Source organism: Streptomyces sp. DSM 106670 (assembly GCF_055792845.1).
Genome location: NZ_CM147704.1, coordinates 5,221,924 through 5,238,829 on the forward strand (window position 1 = coordinate 5,221,924; position 16,906 = coordinate 5,238,829).

General features: G+C 72.3%; 16 protein-coding genes. 12 read left to right on the forward strand and 4 right to left on the reverse strand.

Going from position 1 to position 16,906, the window contains the following annotated elements; translation table 11 throughout:
* Window positions 1-7: 7 nt before the first annotated feature.
* The 3 genes from purN to ACSMXR_RS23255 all read left to right on the forward strand — a co-directional run bounded on the left by purN (window position 8) and on the right by ACSMXR_RS23255 (window position 3,882).
* A complete protein-coding gene (purN, locus tag ACSMXR_RS23245) occupies window positions 8-664 on the forward strand; it encodes a phosphoribosylglycinamide formyltransferase (protein WP_376188208.1) in 657 nt (218 codons plus the stop codon).
* On the forward strand, window positions 651-2,204 hold the full coding sequence (purH, locus tag ACSMXR_RS23250) for a bifunctional phosphoribosylaminoimidazolecarboxamide formyltransferase/IMP cyclohydrolase (RefSeq protein WP_137232393.1): 1,554 nt from the start codon (window positions 651-653) through the stop codon (window positions 2,202-2,204). Before purN ends, purH begins: the two co-directional genes overlap by 14 nt.
* Before the next feature lie 148 nt (window positions 2,205-2,352).
* Complete coding sequence (locus tag ACSMXR_RS23255; RefSeq protein ID WP_473169829.1) at window positions 2,353-3,882, forward strand: DUF2079 domain-containing protein; 1,530 nt, start codon at window positions 2,353-2,355, stop codon at window positions 3,880-3,882.
* Window positions 3,883-3,951: 69 nt separating this feature from the next.
* Here ACSMXR_RS23255 and ACSMXR_RS23260 read toward each other — a convergent pair whose 3' ends face one another.
* Window positions 3,952-4,596: an RDD family protein gene (locus tag ACSMXR_RS23260; protein WP_381790261.1), complete on the reverse strand. Its 645-nt coding sequence runs from the start codon at window positions 4,594-4,596 to the stop codon at window positions 3,952-3,954.
* Between the two features lie 220 nt (window positions 4,597-4,816).
* Here ACSMXR_RS23260 and ACSMXR_RS23265 point away from each other — a divergent pair, with 220 nt between their 5' ends.
* The 4 genes from ACSMXR_RS23265 (at window position 4,817) to ACSMXR_RS23280 (ending at window position 9,163) form a co-directional block, all read left to right on the forward strand.
* Window positions 4,817-5,698: a bifunctional methylenetetrahydrofolate dehydrogenase/methenyltetrahydrofolate cyclohydrolase gene (locus ACSMXR_RS23265; protein ID WP_030084515.1), complete on the forward strand. Its 882-nt coding sequence runs from the start codon at window positions 4,817-4,819 to the stop codon at window positions 5,696-5,698.
* Between the two features lie 24 nt (window positions 5,699-5,722).
* Entirely contained in the window at window positions 5,723-6,208 is a 486-nt protein-coding gene (locus ACSMXR_RS23270; protein WP_473169830.1) for a DUF3017 domain-containing protein, read from the forward strand.
* 508 nt (window positions 6,209-6,716) lie between these two features.
* A complete protein-coding gene (locus tag ACSMXR_RS23275; RefSeq protein WP_473169831.1) occupies window positions 6,717-7,931 on the forward strand; it encodes an XRE family transcriptional regulator in 1,215 nt (404 codons plus the stop codon).
* A gap of 242 nt (window positions 7,932-8,173) precedes the next feature.
* Window positions 8,174-9,163 (forward strand): malate dehydrogenase, encoded by a 990-nt coding sequence (locus ACSMXR_RS23280; RefSeq protein ID WP_030084520.1) that lies wholly within the window; start codon window positions 8,174-8,176, stop codon window positions 9,161-9,163.
* Window positions 9,164-9,234: 71 nt separating this feature from the next.
* Here the strand turns inward: ACSMXR_RS23280 and ACSMXR_RS23285 are convergent, their stop codons facing one another.
* Entirely contained in the window at window positions 9,235-9,750 is a 516-nt protein-coding gene (locus ACSMXR_RS23285; RefSeq protein ID WP_137232388.1) for a carboxymuconolactone decarboxylase family protein, read from the reverse strand.
* A 47-nt stretch (window positions 9,751-9,797) separates the two neighbouring features.
* Here ACSMXR_RS23285 and pdxR point away from each other — a divergent pair, with 47 nt between their 5' ends.
* From pdxR to ACSMXR_RS23300, 3 genes are all read left to right on the forward strand, one after another.
* Window positions 9,798-11,198, forward strand: a complete 1,401-nt coding sequence (pdxR, locus tag ACSMXR_RS23290; RefSeq protein ID WP_137232387.1) for a MocR-like pyridoxine biosynthesis transcription factor PdxR — start codon at window positions 9,798-9,800, stop codon at window positions 11,196-11,198.
* A gap of 111 nt (window positions 11,199-11,309) precedes the next feature.
* Window positions 11,310-11,618 (forward strand): hypothetical protein, encoded by a 309-nt coding sequence (locus ACSMXR_RS23295; protein WP_137232386.1) that lies wholly within the window; start codon window positions 11,310-11,312, stop codon window positions 11,616-11,618.
* Window positions 11,619-11,624: 6 nt separating this feature from the next.
* A complete protein-coding gene (locus ACSMXR_RS23300) occupies window positions 11,625-12,812 on the forward strand; it encodes a glutathionylspermidine synthase family protein (protein WP_376188923.1) in 1,188 nt (395 codons plus the stop codon).
* Between the two features lie 36 nt (window positions 12,813-12,848).
* Here ACSMXR_RS23300 and rocD read toward each other — a convergent pair whose 3' ends face one another.
* On the reverse strand, window positions 12,849-14,054 hold the full coding sequence (gene rocD / locus ACSMXR_RS23305; protein ID WP_137232384.1) for an ornithine--oxo-acid transaminase: 1,206 nt from the start codon (window positions 14,052-14,054) through the stop codon (window positions 12,849-12,851).
* 311 nt (window positions 14,055-14,365) lie between these two features.
* Here rocD and trpS point away from each other — a divergent pair, with 311 nt between their 5' ends.
* A complete protein-coding gene (trpS, locus tag ACSMXR_RS23310; RefSeq protein WP_137232586.1) occupies window positions 14,366-15,358 on the forward strand; it encodes a tryptophan--tRNA ligase in 993 nt (330 codons plus the stop codon).
* Between the two features lie 124 nt (window positions 15,359-15,482).
* On the forward strand, window positions 15,483-16,085 hold the full coding sequence (locus ACSMXR_RS23315) for a 2'-5' RNA ligase family protein (protein ID WP_030630663.1): 603 nt from the start codon (window positions 15,483-15,485) through the stop codon (window positions 16,083-16,085).
* A 34-nt stretch (window positions 16,086-16,119) separates the two neighbouring features.
* Here the strand turns inward: ACSMXR_RS23315 and ACSMXR_RS23320 are convergent, their stop codons facing one another.
* Window positions 16,120-16,875, reverse strand: coding sequence for a decaprenylphospho-beta-D-erythro-pentofuranosid-2-ulose 2-reductase (locus tag ACSMXR_RS23320; protein ID WP_137232383.1), 756 nt, complete (start codon window positions 16,873-16,875; stop codon window positions 16,120-16,122).
* Between the last annotated feature and the right edge of the window lie 31 nt (window positions 16,876-16,906).

The window sequence follows — 16,906 nt, forward strand, 5'->3', positions numbered from 1 at the left end:
CCCCGACGTGGCCTCCCCGCCTTCCCCCGCCGTTCCCGCCCGGCTGGTCGTGCTGGTCTCCGGATCAGGTACGAATCTCCAGGCGCTCCTCGACGCCATCGGCGACGACCCCGAGGGGTACGGGGCGCGGATCGTCGCGGTCGGCGCGGACCGCGACGGGACCGGCGGCCTGGAGCGTGCCGAGCGGGCCGGAATCCCCACGTTCGTGTGCAAGGTCAAGGACCACGCGACGCGTGCGGAGTGGGACGCGGCGCTCGCCGCCGCCGTCGCGGAGCACCGCCCGGACCTCGTCGTCTCGGCCGGTTTCATGAAGATCGTCGGCCCGGCGTTCCTCGCCGCGTTCGGCGGCCGGTTCATCAACACCCACCCCGCCCTGCTGCCCAGCTTTCCCGGTGCCCACGGAGTCCGTGACGCGCTCGCGTACGGCGTGAAGGTCACCGGGTGCACCGTCCACTTCGTCGACGACGGCGTCGACACCGGTCCGATCATCGCGCAGGGCGTGGTCGAGGTGACCGAGGAGGACACCCCGGAGGGCGAAGCCGCTCTCCACGAACGCATCAAGGAAGTCGAGCGCACGCTGCTCGTCGAGGCCGTGGGGCGGATCGCCCGTGACGGCTGTCGCATTGAGGGACGAAAGGTTCATCTCGGTCATGTCGGTGAATAAGCCCATCCGCCGCGCCCTGGTCAGTGTCTACGACAAGACGGGGCTCGAAGACCTCGCCCGCGGTCTGCACGAGGCGGGCGTCGAGCTCGTCTCCACCGGCTCCACCGCCGGGCGGATCGCCGCCGCCGGAGTGCCGGTCACCAAGGTCGAGGAGCTCACCGGCTTCCCCGAGTGCCTGGACGGCCGCGTCAAGACGCTGCACCCCCGCGTCCACGCCGGCATCCTCGCCGACCTCCGCCTGGACGCCCACCGCGAGCAGCTCGCCGAGCTGGGCGTCGAGCCCTTCGACCTGGTCGTGGTGAACCTCTACCCGTTCAAGGAGACCGTCGCCTCGGGCGCCTCCGACGACGAGTGCGTCGAGCAGATCGACATCGGCGGCCCCTCGATGGTCCGCGCCGCCGCCAAGAACCACCCGTCCGTGGCCGTCGTCACCAGCCCCGAGCGGTACGCCGACGTCCTCGCCGCCGTCAAGGACGGCGGCTTCGACCTCACCGCCCGCAAGCGGCTCGCCGCCGAGGCCTTCCAGCACACCGCCGCCTACGACGTGGCCGTCGCCTCCTGGTTCGCCGACGACTACGCGGCCGCCGACGACTCGGGCCTCCCGGAGTTCCTGGGCGACACCTTCGCCCGCAAGAACGTCCTGCGCTACGGCGAGAACCCGCACCAGCCCGCCGCGCTCTACACCTCCGGCGACGGCGGTCTCGCCGAGGCCGAGCAGCTGCACGGCAAGGAGATGTCCTACAACAACTACACGGACACCGACGCCGCCCGCCGCGCCGCCTACGACCACGCCGAGCCCTGCGTCGCGATCATCAAGCACGCCAACCCGTGCGGCATCGCCATCGCCGACGACGTCGCGACCGCGCACCGCAACGCGCACGCCTGCGACCCGCTCTCCGCGTTCGGCGGCGTCATCGCCGTCAACCGCCCGGTGACCGTCGAGCTGGCCGAGCAGGTCGCGGAGATCTTCACCGAGGTCATCGTCGCCCCGGCCTACGAGGACGGCGCCGTCGAGGTGCTGGCCCGCAAGAAGAACATCCGCGTGCTGCGCGCCCCCGACGCCCCGGCCGCCGCGTTCGAGGTCAAGCCGATCGACGGCGGTGCGCTGCTCCAGGTCGCCGACCGCCTCCAGGCCGACGGCGACGACCCGGCCAACTGGACGCTCGCCACCGGCGAGGCGCTCTCCGAGGCCGAGCTCAAGGAGCTGGCCTTCGCCTGGAAGGCCTGCCGCGCGGTCAAGTCCAACGCGATCCTGCTCGCCAAGGACGGCGCCTCGGTCGGCGTCGGCATGGGCCAGGTCAACCGCGTCGACTCCGCCAAGCTCGCCGTCGAGCGGGCGGGCGCGGAGCGGGCGGCCGGTTCGTACGCCGCGTCCGACGCCTTCTTCCCCTTCCCCGACGGCCTGGAGATCCTCACGGCCGCCGGTATCAAGGCCGTCGTCCAGCCCGGCGGATCCGTCCGCGACGAGCTGGTGACCGAGGCCGCGAAGAAGGCGGGCGTGACCATGTACCTCACGGGCACGCGCCACTTCTTCCACTGACCGGACCCGCGTTTTCCGGCGGCCGCACCCCGACCCCGGGGTGCGGCCGCCGCCGTGTCCGTCGTACGGAACGCGCTCGCCGCTCTGTTCTAATGACACGGCCGTATCCGATGAACGGCCGTGGAAATCCCTAGCGGGGGCAGTCACCGTGCTTGAGCTGAACAAGAGTGGAACGGACCGGCCGGGACCGGGCCGCCTGCCCGCCCAGGGGCCGGGGCCGGACGCCCGCCCGGCCGGCGATGCGCCGCGTACGGGCGACACCGCCGCCGAACGCGTACCCCTGCGCCCGTACCTCATCGCCGGCGCCGTCCTGTGCGCGCTCTACTTCCTCTACGCGTACTTCCAGTACAGCCGCTTCGGCTCGCCCTCCTGGGACCTCGGGATCTTCGAGCAGGAGGTCAGGGCGTACGCCGGGTTCGACGCGCCGGTCGTCGACATCAAGGGCCCCGGCTATCTGATCCTCGGCGACCACTTCTCCCCGATCGTGGCGCTGCTGGCCCCGCTCTACTGGCTCTGGCCGTCGGCCGAGGCCCTGCTCTTCGCCCAGGCCGCGCTGTTCGCGCTGGGCGCGGTCATCGTCGGCCGCACCACGCAGCAGCTCCTCGGCGGACGCTCCGGGCTCTGCGTCACCGTCGCGTACGGGCTCTCCTGGGGCATCCAGGAAGCGGTGAAGGCCGACTTCCACGAGATCGCCTTCGCCGTGCCGCTGCTGGCCCTCGTCTGCCGGGCGCTGCTCCTGAAGCGGTACACGGCCGCGCTCCTGTGGTCGCTCCCGCTGGTCCTGGTCAAGGAGGACCTCGGCGCGACCGTCGCCGTCGTCGGCTTCCTGCTCTTCGTGTACGGGCGCCGCCTCCAGGGCGCGCTGCTCGCCGCCTTCGGGGTCGCCGCCTTCGTGGTCACCCTCATGGTCCTCATCCCGGCGGCCAGCAGCGCGGGGACGTACGACTACTGGCAGAAGATCGACAAGAACGGCGAGCAGGACGTCTCGATGCTGGACTCCGTCCTCGGCGTCCTCGACTCCTCCGTCAAGATCGAGATGCTGGTCTTCCTCATCGGCATCACCGCGTTCATGGCGCTGCGTTCACCGCTGACGCTGCTGATCGTCCCCACGCTCGGCTGGCGGCTGCTCTCGCAGGACAGCAACCACTGGGGCATGGTCTGGCACTACAGCGCGATCCTCATGCCGGTGCTCTTCCTCGCCATGGCCGACGGCGTCCGCCGCAGCCGCGACTCGCAGCGGCCCTGGCTCGCCTCGTACGCGAAGGTCGCCGTGCCCGTCGCGGCCGCGATCGCCATCGCGATGACCCAGCATCTGCCGCTGCGCGATCTGCTGCGCCCGGAGACCTACCGCACCGACGACGCCCGCAGCCAGGCGGCCCGGGCGGCGCTGGACGCCATCCCGGCCGGGTCGCGGGTCGAGACGGACATCACGCTGATGGCCCACCTCACCTCCGACCGCACCGTCTACTGGGTCGGCGGAGCCCCGGGCACCGCACCCGACATCGTCGCCATCAACCTGGACTTCGGCTGGTCCCGCCCGATCCAGGACCCGGTGGCGTACGCCGAGCAGCTGCACCCGGAGGCGCGCTACCGGCTCAAGCACCGGGGCGGCAGCTTCGTGGTGATGGAGCGCACGACGCCGGAACCGGAAGAGATCCCGGGCGTACGCAAGGACTGAACGCCGGGCACGGACGAAGGCCGCACCCGGCGACCGGGTGCGGCCTTCGTCCGTACAGGGTGCTGCGGGTCAGTTGGCCTTGACGACCACGGACGAGCAGACCTTGTCCGCGAACGTCTGCTTCTTCTCGTCCCAGAGCGGCCACAGCCAGCCGATGTAGCAGGCGAGGCTGTCCAGCACGTGGGCCAGCCGGCGCACGAAGGCCATGCCGAAGCCCAGCGGACGGCCGTCGGCCTCGCGCAGCACGCGGATGCCCACGGCCTTCTTGCCGATCGTCTGGCCGGTGGTGCCCTCCTGGTACAGCTGCCAGACGGCGAGACCGATCAGCGCCACGAAGCCGAGCAGGACGAAGATCGCACCCCCGGAGTCGCCCATGGCCCCGCCGATGCCGCCGAGGATGAAGTAGGGGACGCTGACGACGAGGCCGTCGATGATCAGCCCGCCCGCCCGCAGACCCCAGTGGGCCAGCTCCGGCATGCCGCCGCCGTAGCCGGGCTGCTGGCCGCCGTACCCCGGCTGCTGCGGGTAGGCCCCGTACGGCTGGCCGGGCTGCTGGGGGTAGCCCGGCTGCTGCTGCGGATAGCCGTAGCCCTGCTGCGGGACGCCCTGCGGAGCCTGCTGCGGGTAGCCGTAGCCGGGCTGCCCCTGCGGCTGGCCCTGAGGCGGCTGGCCGGGCTGCTGCCCGTACGGGTTGTTCGGGTCGCCGAAGCTCATAAGGGGTGTTCCTTCAACAGACGTGTGGGGACGAGATGGCCACACGGAGGAAGGACATCGATCAGCGGCCCGCCCCCCGTACAACCGCGGCCTTCATCGTTATAAGCGGGACCCGCGTTTGTCCAGTCACGGGCCCCGGAAGTTGTGCAAGTGCAATCTCCGGTACGGGGGTGGCACCGGCAATTGGTATGCGGGCGGGGTCATCCGCGAGGATGGGCCCATGACTGCCCAGATTCTCGATGGCAAGGCCACCGCTGCCGCGATCAAATCCGATCTGACCGTCCGTGTGGCGGCCCTCAAGGCCCAGGGGATCACTCCCGGCCTCGGAACCCTGCTCGTCGGGGACGACCCGGGCAGCCGGTGGTACGTCAACGGCAAGCACCGTGACTGCGCCCAGGTCGGCATCGGCTCCATCCAGCGCGAACTTCCCGACACCGCCACGCAGGAGGAGATCGAGGACGTCGTCCGGGAGCTCAACGCCAACCCGGAGTGCACCGGTTACATCGTCCAGCTGCCGCTGCCCAAGGGCATCGACACCAACCGGGTCCTGGAGCTGATGGACCCGGCGAAGGACGCCGACGGGCTGCACCCGATGAGCCTCGGCCGTCTCGTCCTCAACGAGACCGGCCCGCTGCCCTGCACCCCGCAGGGCGTCGTCCAGCTGCTGCGCGCGCACGGCGTGGAGATCAACGGGGCGCACGTCGTGGTGGTCGGACGCGGTGTCACCATCGGCCGGTCGATCCCGCTGCTGCTGACCCGTAAGACGGAGAACGCCACGGTGACCCAGTGCCACACCGGCACCCGGGACCTCTCCTCGCACCTGCGCCAGGCCGACATCATCGTCGCCGCCGCCGGGGTGCAGCACCTGATCAAGCCCGAGGACGTCAAGCCGGGCGCGGCCGTGCTCGACGTCGGCGTCAGCCGGGACGCGGACGGCAAGATCGTCGGCGATGTGCACCCGGGGGTCCGCGAGGTGGCCGCCTGGGTGGCCCCGAACCCCGGTGGCGTCGGCCCGATGACCCGTGCGCAGCTGCTGGTCAACGTGGTCGAGGCGGCCGAGCGGGCCGCCTCCGAGGCCGCCGACGCCGCCGCCGCGGGCTGACCGCCCGGATCCGGAGGGAACCCCATGGGTGCTGGTACGAGTCCGGCCGAGGACGAGGCTTCGGGCAGGGCCACCACGGCCGACGCCGACGCCGTGGTCGCCGGGCGGCCCCGCCGGTCGCGGCGGTTCCCCCGGTTCACCCGGGACACCGCCCGCCCCGAGGGCGGTGGCCGGGCGGCGTCCGGCGACGCGCCCGCCCCGGCCCGGCAGTGGCCCCTGCTCACCGTGCTCTGCGCGGCGGGCATCGGCCTGCTGATCGTGGTCCTGGACCCGTTCGACCAGGCGTTCCGCGTCGGCACCATCCTGATCGGCGGCGCGCTGATCGGCGGTGCCGTGCTGCGCTGGGTGGTGCCGTCGGTCGGGATGCTGGCCGTACGTTCCCGGTTCACCGACCTGGTCACGTACGGGCTGATGGGCACGCTGATCGTGCTGCTCGCGCTGGTCGCGCAGCCCGAGCCGTGGCTGGACGTCCCGATCCTGGAGGACGCGGTCCGCTTCACGATCCGCTAGGCGGATCCGCCCGGAGCGCCGGACCGTGGTGCCCGTCCCCACCCCCGAGGAGGGACGGACACCACGGCGGAACGGGGCCACCGGGCAAGAAGCCCCGGTATGCGGCGAGATGGGAGGCCTTGCCCCGTCCGGACTCCAGCGTCATGGACATGAAAGGCCGGAACAAGCGCTCACTGTGGCCTGTGGCACGGAAGTGACCATTCCGGCACGGTGTGATCGCCGCGCAACGATGGCAGACTGTCACGGCACACAGAGCGGCACGGAGCAAGCAGGCAGAGCAGTGGCCGGAACAGTGATCGGGGCGCGTGAAGATGCGTACCCCGTCCCGAATGCTCCCGTGCGCCCCCTCGTCAGGAACTGACACCCTGGTTCCGCGCATCCTCGTGGGTAGTCCGGTTGACGGTCCGGTACGGACGGACAACGGACGGACCGGGGGAGGCGCGGGTCGGGGGACCCGGCGCAGCGGGGTACAGCAAGCACGTCCGGGGGACATGAGGGGGGAAACGCGATGCCTCGTTGGAAGGCACTGCCCGAAGAGCTCGACCCGCAGATCAGGGAGTTCGCCAGCCAGCTGCGCCGACTCGTCGACCGCAGCGGACTGAACATCAACGCGGTGGCCGACCGCACGGGTTACAGCAAGACGTCCTGGGAGCGGTATCTCAACGGGCGGCTGCTCGCCCCGCGCGGGGCCGTCGTGGCGCTCGCCGAGGTGACGGGCACCCCGCAGCACCACCTCACGACCATGTGGGAGCTGGCGGAGCGCGCCTGGAGCCGGGCCGAGATGCGTCACGACATGACGATGGAGGCCATCAGGATCACCCAGGCCCGGGCCGCGCTCGGCGAGCTGGGCCCGACGGCTCCCGGCGCCCCCGACGCTCCCGGAGGCGGCCGCTCCGGCCGGTCCTCCACCGGGGGCCGGCACAGCGCGTCCGGATCCGGCGCGCGGGTTCCCGCCGCGGGCGGCCCGGCCGGTACGGACGCCCCGCCCCGCGACGCCTACGGCAAGGACCCGTACGGCAGCGGGGCCCATGTGCCCGGCGACGACGACACGCGCCGGCTCACCGTCCCCACCCAGCGCGGCGCCGCCCCGCACCCGGTCCGCCACCAGGAACGGCCGTACGACGGCGGGCCGCACCAGGCCGGGCGGCGACCGGAGCGGAACACGGCGGAGCACGGCAGCGGAGGCTCCGGCCGGAATCCGGGCGGCACCGGACCGGGCAAGGCGCCCGGCGGCCGGCGGAAGGGCGCCATGCTCGCCGTCGGAGCCGTCGGCGCGCTGATCGTCGTGGTCGGCGCGGTGCTGCTCGCCCCGGGCGGCGACGAGGCCGCCAAGGCCACCCCGCCCCCGTCGGCGGCCCCCACCACGGCCGCTCCCGAGCTGCCCGTGGGCGTCGAGTGCAGCGGTGCCGACTGCACCGGGCAGGACCCCGAGGCGATGGGCTGCGGCGGCGAGTTCGCCCGTACGGTGGCCAGCGCCGTGGTCGGCGGCAGCAAGGTCGAGGTCCGCTACAGCAAGGTCTGCTCCGCCGCCTGGGCCCGGCTCACCGAGGCGGCGATCGGCGACACCGTGCAGATCACCGGGGCCGCGGACCCCCAGAACGGCGAGGTCATGGGGGACACCGACGCGTACACCCCGATGGTCGCGGTGAAGAAGGCGTCCGACGCGAAGGCCTGCGCGACGCTCACCTCCGGCACGAAGGGGTGCACCGACCCGGGCGAGTGACACGGTCCCGGGCCGCCGCACGGCCGCACGCGTCGCCCGCGCGTGCGGTGCGTGACCGTTTGTGTGCGGTGCCACAGGGGGCCGGGCGGTCCGGCCCGGCCGGGTCCGATAGCCTGGCCGCCGGATATCTCTTCACGTCAAGATTCGTCGGAAGACGCGTCGGGGCGCGAGGAGGTCTCCTGCACCAGGGTCCGGCACCAGGGGCCGGGACCCCCACCGCCAGCTGTCTAACGGAGACCGCCATGACCCGCACTCCCGTGAATGTCACCGTGACCGGCGCAGCCGGCCAGATCGGCTACGCGCTGCTCTTCCGCATCGCCTCCGGCCACCTGCTCGGCCCGGACGTGCCGGTCAACCTGCGCCTCCTGGAGATCCCGCAGGGCCTCAAGGCCGCCGAGGGCACCGCCATGGAGCTCGACGACTGCGCCTTCCCGCTGCTGCGCGGCATCGAGATCACCGACGACCCGAACGTCGGCTTCGCCGGTGCGAACGTCGCCCTGCTCGTCGGCGCCCGCCCGCGCACCAAGGGCATGGAGCGCGGCGACCTGCTCGCCGCCAACGGCGGCATCTTCAAGCCGCAGGGCAAGGCCATCAACGACCACGCCGCGGACGACATCAAGGTCCTCGTCGTCGGCAACCCGGCCAACACCAACGCGCTCATCGCGCAGGCCGCCGCCCCGGACGTACCGGCCGAGCGCTTCACCGCGATGACCCGCCTGGACCACAACCGCGCGATCTCGCAGCTGGCCGCCAAGACCGGCGCCGCCGTCTCCGACATCAAGAAGCTGACGATCTGGGGCAACCACTCGGCCACCCAGTACCCGGACATCTTCCACGCGGAGATCGCCGGCAAGAACGCCGCCGAGGTCGTCAACGACGAGGTGTGGCTGGCCGACACCTTCATCCCGACCGTCGCCAAGCGCGGCGCCGCGATCATCGAGGCCCGTGGCGCGTCCTCCGCCGCCTCGGCCGCCAACGCCGCCATCGACCACGTGCACACCTGGGTCAACGGCACCGCCGCCGGCGACTGGACCTCGATGGGTATCCCGTCGGACGGCTCCTACGGTGTCCCCGAGGGCATCATCTCCTCCTTCCCGGTCACCACGAAGGACGGGAAGTACGAGATCGTCCAGGGCCTGGACATCAACGAGTTCTCCCGTGCGCGCATCGACGCGTCGGTCAAGGAGCTCACCGAGGAGCGCGACGCGGTCCGCGAGCTCGGCCTCATCTGATCCGCACCCCGCACGCCGCACCACACCGAGCGCCCCCGGCAGCAGTCGCTGCCGGGGGCGCTCGCGCGTGGTCAGCTCTTGAAGTCACCCGGCGTGTAGTGGCCCGGGGCCAGCCGGCCGGTGACGCCGAAGCGGTTCCAGGCGTTGATCACGGTGATGGCCGCGATCAGCTGGGCCAGCTCGGTCTCCTCGAAGTGCTTGGCGGCCTTCGCGTACACCTCGTCCGGGACGAAGCCGTCGGTCAGGACGGTGACCGCCTCGGTCAGGGCGAGCGCCGCCAGCTCCTTCTCGGTGTAGAAGTGCTGCGACTCCTCCCAGGCGCTGAGCTGCACGATCCGCTCGGCGGACTCGCCCGCCGCGAGCGCGTCCTTGCTGTGCATGTCCAGGCAGAACGCGCACCGGTTGAGCTGCGAGGCCCGGATCTTCACCAGCTCCACCAGGGCCGGGTCCAGGCCCTTCCGGGCGGCGATGTCGAGCCGGATCATCGCCTTGTAGACGTCGGGGAGGAGCTGGGAGACGGAGATCCGGGCCGGGTGCTCGGGGGCGAGGTCGGCGGGGGCGTGGTGGTGTCCGTGTGTCGAGGTCATGAGGACGACGCTACGGTCCCGATGGCACCCCGGTATGGTCCATTGCCATGACGGATTCCTGGGCCACTTTCGGCGCGGACCTGCATCTGGAACCGGTCGGCCAGGGGCTCCGCAGCGGGCTGATGGAGGCGCTGCGGGAGGCGGTGCGCACCGGCCGGCTGACGCCCGGCACCCGGCTGCCGTCCTCCCGGGTGCTCGCCGCCGATCTGGGCGTCGCCCGCAACACGGTCGCCGACGCCTACGCCGAACTGGTCGCCGAGGGCTGGCTCACCGCCCGCCAGGGCTCGGGCACCCGGGTCGCCCGGCGGTCCGCGCCGCGCCGGAAGGACCCGGCGGCGGCCCCCGCCCGGCCGGCGCGGTCCGGAGCCGGGTACAACCTGAAGCCCGGCTCGCCGGACCTGTCGGCCTTTCCGCGCACCGCCTGGCTCAGGGCCGCCCGCAAGGCGCTCACCGCCGCGCCCGACGAGGCCTTCGGCTACGGCGATCCGCACGGCCGCCTCGAACTGCGCACGGTGCTGGCCGAGTATCTGGCGCGGGCGCGCGGGGTGTACGCCGATCCGGAGCGCATCGTGATCTGCTCCGGCTTCGCGCACGGGCTGTCGCTGCTGGGCCGGGTGCTGCGCGGCCGCCGGGTCCGGGACGTCGCCGTCGAGTCGTACGGCCTCGACCTGCACCGGGACCTCCTCACCGAGGCCGGGCTGCGCACCCCGTGCCTGCCGCTGGACGAGCACGGGTCGCGCACCGGCGAGCTGGCCGCGCTGCGCGGCGCGGGAGCGGTGCTGCTGACCCCGGCGCACCAGTTCCCCACCGGCGTACCGCTGCACCCGGACCGGCGGGCCGCCGCCGTCGACTGGGCCCGGTCCACCGGCGGGCTGATCCTGGAGGACGACTACGACGGGGAGTTCCGGTACGACCGGCAGCCGGTGGGCGCGCTCCAGGGCCTCGATCCGGAGCGAGTCGTCCATCTCGGCACCGCCAGCAAGTCGCTGGCCCCGGCGCTGCGGCTGGGCTGGATGGTGCTGCCCCGGAGCCTGGTGGGGGAGGTGGTGGCGGCGAAGGGCGTGTCCGAGTGGATGTCCGGCTCGCCCGACCAGCTGGCCCTCGCGGAGTTCATCGCCTCGGGGGCGTACGACCGGCATGTGCGTTCCATGCGGCTGCGCTACCGCCGCCGCCGCGACCAGCTCGTCGCGGCGCTCGCGGAGCGCGCGCCGGGCATCGAGGTCAGCGGGATCGCGGCGGGGCTGCACGCGGTCCTCGAACTCCCGGCGGGCGCCGAGCGTTCGGTGATCCAGGCGGCGGCGTTCCAGGGCCTGGCGCTGGACGGCCTCGCCCGCTACCGCCACCCGGACGCCCCGGCCGCCCGCGACGCCCTGGTGATCGGCTACGGCTCACCGTCCGAGAGCGCCTGGGCGGGCGCGCTGGACGCCCTGTGCCGGGTGCTGCCGTAAGCAGTCGGCTTCCGAACCCGCCCCCCGGTTAACTAATCTGACAAGAGGTCCGGTGGCGGAACAGGAAGAAGGCGGCCGGATCCGATCGCGTACCACGGGGGAGAACCGCATATGTCCGAACGAAGGCTGAGGTCGAGCACGGTCGTGCTCGGCGGCATGGGGCTGCTCGCCCTGACGATCACGTCCTGCGGCTCGGAGCCGGACCGGCGCTGCGCCGACCGGACGACCCGCGAGACCCTGCCCAGTTACGAGTGCCGGGGCGGCAGCGGCGGCGGCTCGGGCGGTTCCGGCGGCGGCCGGGGCTCGTACTACTACGGCGGCAGCACCAGCAGCTACGACGGCAAGGTGCAGGGCGGCAGCTTCGACAAGTCCGCGGTCGACCGCGGCGGCTTCGGCTGCTCCAAGTCCGGCGGGGGCTGAGCGGAGATGGAGCGCCGCACGACCGAGCCGCGCCCCGGCTGGCAGCAGACCGTCGAGTCGCAGGGCGTCGTCTACCCGCTCACCCGCTACCCGGACGACTCGCTGCGTCCGTACTGGGACGAGAGCGCCTACTACGTCTTCTCGCTGCCCGAGGTCGAGGCCCTGGAGGAGGTGGTCGAGGAACTGCACACGATGTGCCTGGCCGCCGCCGCGCACATCGTCGAGGAGAACCGCTTCGCCGACCTCGGCATCACCGACCCGCGCCTGGCCGCGCTGGTCGCCGAGTCCTGGCGCCGCCGCGCCGAACTGCCTTCCGTGTACGGGCGGTTCGACCTGCGGTACGACGGGAGCGGCCCGGCGAAGATGCTGGAGTACAACGCCGACACGCCGACCTCGCTGGTGGAGGCCGCGAGCGCGCAGTGGTTCTGGATGGAGGACCGCTTCCCCGGCGCCGACCAGTGGAACTCCCTCCACGAGCGGCTGGTGGACGCCTGGAAACGGCAGGCGCCCCTCCTGCCGCCCGGGCCGCTGCACTTCGTCCACTCCGACGGCGACGAGGCGGGCGAGGACCTGATGACGGTCGCGTATCTACGCGAGACCGCCCAGCAGGCCGGGATCGACACCGAGGCGCTCTCCGTCGAGGAGATCGGCTGGGACCGGCTGTCCGGGCGGTTCGTCGACGACCGGCTCCGCTTCATCCGCAGCTGTTTCAAGCTCTACCCCTGGGAGTGGCTGGCCACCGACCGCTTCGGACCGCAGGTGCTGGACACCCTCGACAACGGCGGCGGCTCCGGCACCACCTGCTGGATCGAGCCCGCCTGGAAGATGCTGCTCTCCAACAAGGCGCTCCTCGCGATCCTCTGGGAGCTCCACCCCGGCCACCCGAACCTGCTCCCCGCCTATCTCGAAGGACCGCGCGAGCTGGCCGGACCGGGAGGCGCGGGGTACGTCTCCAAGCCGCTGCTCGGCCGCGAGGGCGCCGGGGTCGATCTGCACGGCCCCGGCTCCCCGCCCGTCCTGCGCGACGAGCCGTGCTGCTACCAGGAGTTGGCCCCGCTGCCGGACATCGACGGCAACCGGGTGGTGCTCGGCGCGTGGATCGTCGAGGACGAGGCGGCGGGGCTCGGCATCCGGGAGTCGGCGGGGCCGGTCACGGACGAGTACGCCCGCTTCCTGCCCCACGTCATCCTCTGAACCCTCCGGCGCTACGGATACGGGTACGGGACCGGCTCAGGCGCCCAGCACCGCCCGCAGCCGGTCCAGGCCCCAGTCCAGGTCCTCCTTGGAGATCACCAGCGGCGGGGCGATCCGGATCGTGGAGCCGTGGGTGTCCTTCACCAGCACGCCCTGCTCCATCAGCTTCTCGGAGATCTCCCGGCCGGTGCCCAGCGCCGGTGCGATGTCCACGCCCGCCCACAGGCCCCGGCCGCGCACCGCCTCCACCGCGCCGCCGCCCGTCAACAGGCCCAGCTCCCGGTGCAGATGGTCGCCCAGCTCGGCCGCCCGCTGCTGGTACTCACCGGTCCGCAGCATCGCGATCACCTCCAGCGCCACCGCACAGGCCAGCGGGTTCCCGCCGAAGGTGGAGCCGTGCTCGCCGGGCCGGAACACACCGAGCACATCCGCCGACGAGACCACCGCGGAGACCGGCACCACCCCGCCGCCCAGCGCCTTGCCGAGCACGTACATGTCCGGCACCACCCCCTCGTGGTCCAGCGCGAACGTCTTCCCGGTCCGCCCCAGACCCGACTGGATCTCGTCCGCGACGAACAGCACGTTCCGCTCGCGGGTCAGCTCCCGTACGCCGGAGAGATAGCCGGCCGGCGGCACCAGCACCCCGGCCTCGCCCTGGATCGGCTCGATCAGCACCGCCACGGTGTTCTCGGTCATCGCCTCCCGCATCGCGGTGAGATCCCCGTACGGCACGATCTCGAACCCCGGGGTGTACGGGCCGAAGTCGGCCCGCGCCTCCGGGTCCGTGGAGAAGCTGACGATCGTCGTCGTGCGGCCGTGGAAGTTGTCCGAGGCCACGATGATCTTCGCCATGCCGTCCGGCACACCCTTGACCCGGTAGCCCCACTTGCGGGCGGTCTTCACCGCGGTCTCCACGGCCTCCGCCCCGGTGTTCATCGGCAGCACCGTCTCCATGCCGCAGAGCGCCGCCAGCTCCGTACAGAAGCCGGCGAACCGGTCGTGGTGGAAGGCCCGGGAGGTCAGCGTCACCCGTTCCAGCTGGGCCTTGGCCGCGTCGATGAGACGCCGGTTGCCATGGCCGAAATTGAGCGCCGAGTATCCGGCCAGCAGGTCCAGATACCTACGGCCCTCGACATCGGTCATCCAGGCGCCCTCCGCCGTGGCCACGACGACCGGCAACGGGTGGTAGTTGTGCGCGCTGTGCGCCTCAGCGGAGGCGATGGCGGTTTCCGTGGTCGACACGGGATCTCCGTTCGTCGTGCGGCGTGGGCGGGGGTGGTGCCCACTTTGTATCGTCGGTCGGATCCCGAGCCGGGAAACCTCCACCGCGCGGCGCGCCCGCCGTCGCACGCCGGGCGGCCGGAATGTGGGGTTCGTCTCAGCCGTGCGCTCCCGTGCTCCGGGACCGTGCCGTGACGCGCCCTTCCCGCCCCGCACCGGCTGCCGGAGATGCCCCGGACACCTGAGACAATGGAGCCATGGCCTCTGATCGCCCTTCGCTCCCCACCGACCAGCCGCAGACGGGCCGCGCCGGTGCGGCCGCCCGTCCGCGCGTGCTCTCCGGGATCCAGCCCACCGCGGGCTCGTTCCACCTCGGCAACTACCTGGGCGCGGTGCGCCAGTGGGTGGCGCTGCAGGAGAGCCACGACGCCTTCTACATGGTCGTGGACCTGCACGCGATCACGATCCCGCAGGACCCCGCCGAGCTGCGGGCCAACACCCGGCTCGCCGTGGCGCAGCTGCTGGCGGCCGGTCTGGACCCGGACCGCTGCACGCTCTTCGTCCAGAGCCATGTGCCCGAGCACGCCCAGCTCGGCTGGGTGATGAACTGCCTCACGGGCTTCGGCGAGGCCTCCCGGATGACGCAGTTCAAGGACAAGTCCGCCAAGCAGGGCGCCGACCGGGCCACCGTCGGTCTCTTCACCTACCCGGTGCTTCAGGTCGCCGACATCCTGCTCTACCAGGCGAACCAGGTCCCGGTGGGCGAGGACCAGCGCCAGCACATCGAGCTGACCCGCGACCTCGCCGAGCGGTTCAACGGCCGGTACGGACAGACGTTCACCGTGCCCGCGCCGTACATCCTCAAGGAGACGGCGAAGATCTTCGACCTCCAGGACCCGGCGGTGAAGATGAGCAAGTCGGCCTCCACGCCGAAGGGCCTCATCAACCTGCTGGACGACCCGAAGGTCACCGCGAAGAAGGTGAAGAGCGCGGTCACCGACACCGACACGGTGATCCGCTTCGACGCCGAGAAGAAGCCGGGCGTCAGCAACCTGCTCTCGATCCTCTCCACCCTCTCCGGCAGCCCCGTCGAGGATCTGGAACGGAGTTACGAGGGCAAGGGCTACGGTGCGCTGAAGACCGACCTGGCCGAGGCCATGGTGGAATTCGTCACTCCCTTCCGGACCCGCACCCAGGAATATCTGGACGACCCGGAGACGCTGGACTCCCTTCTGGCCAAGGGAGCGGAGAAGGCCAGGGCCGTCGCGGCGGAGACGCTGGCACAGACGTACGACCGGATGGGCTTCCTGCCCGCGAAGCACTGAGTCCAAGGACCCTGGCGAGATCATGGCCGCAGGGGTCACACTTGCGGCGACGGAACGCGCGGGCCGGACATCCGGCCCGCGCGGCATGACCGGAAATCGACCATCGACGATGGAGGAGAACGACGTGGGGACCGTAACGCTCGGCGTTTCGATCGCGGTCCCGGAGCCCTACGGCAGCCTGCTCCAGGAACGCCGCGCGAGCTTCGGGGACCCTGCCGCCTTCGGCATTCCCACCCACGTCACCCTCATGCCGCCGACCGAGGCGCAGTCGGCCGACCTCCCGGCGATCGAGGCGCACCTCGACCGGATCGCCACGGCCGGCCGGCCGTTCCCGATGCGGCTCTCCGGCACCGGCACCTTCCGCCCGCTGTCGCCGGTCGTCTTCGTCCAGGTCGTCGAGGGGGCCTCGGCCTGCTCCTGGCTCCAGAAGCGGGTGCGGGACGCCTCCGGCCCCCTGGTGCGCGAGCTGCAGTTCCCGTACCACCCGCATGTCACCGTGGCCCACGGCATCGCCGAGGAGGCCATGGACCGGGCCTACGAGGAGCTCGCCGACTACGAGGCGGCCTGGACCTGCGGTTCCTTCGCGCTGTACGAGCAGGGCCCGGACGCGGTCTGGCGCAAGCTCCGGGACTTCCCGTTCGGAGCGGGCGGCGGGACGCCCGCCGTCCCCGCCCAGGGCGGCTACACGATCGAAGCGTCGTCGTCGGCCCCGTCGCTGCGGCCCTGAGCCGCCGGGACAGCCGCCGTACGTCCCCGGGACGCTAGACCGGCAGCCTGCGGAACAGCGGGCGCGGCACGTGCCGCAGCGCCGCCATCACCACCCGGAGCGAACCGGGCACCCATACGGTCTCCGAGCGCCGCCGCAGCCCCGTGACGATCGCCGCCGCCACCTCCTCCGGGCCGGTCGCGAGCGGCTGCTCCGGCCGCCCCGCCGTGGCCCGCGTCCGTACGAAACCGGGGCGGACGATCATCACCTGCACCCCGGTCCCCTGGAGCGCGTCACCGAGCCCCTGAGCGAACGCGTCGAGGCCCGCCTTGCTGGAGCCGTAGATGAAGTCCGCGCGCCGGGCGCGCTCGCCGGCCACCGAGGACAGCACCACCAGCGAACCGTGCCCCTGCGCCTGCAGTGCGCCGGCGCACACCAGCCCGGCGGAGACCGCCCCCGTGTAGTTGGTCTGGGCGACCCGGACCGCGGCCATCGGCTCCTCCTCGTCCCGCGCCTGGTCGCCGAGGACGCCGAACGCCATCAGCACCACGTCGATGTCGCCCTCCGCGAAGACCTTGCCGAGGGCGACCTCGTGGGATCCGGAGTCCAGCGCGTCGAAGTCGACGGTCCGCACGTCCGCCCCCCGGCCGCGGAGCTCGGCGGCGGCCGACTCCAGGGCCGGGGAGGGGCGCCCGGCCAGCCAGACCCGGCGGGTGCGCAGGGCGATCAGCCGGCGCGCGGTGGCCAGGGCGATCTCCGATGTGCCGCCGAGGATGAGCAGGGACTGCGGGGCGCCGAAGGCATCCTTCACGGAAAACTCCTGGTCAGATGGGGTGGGATTC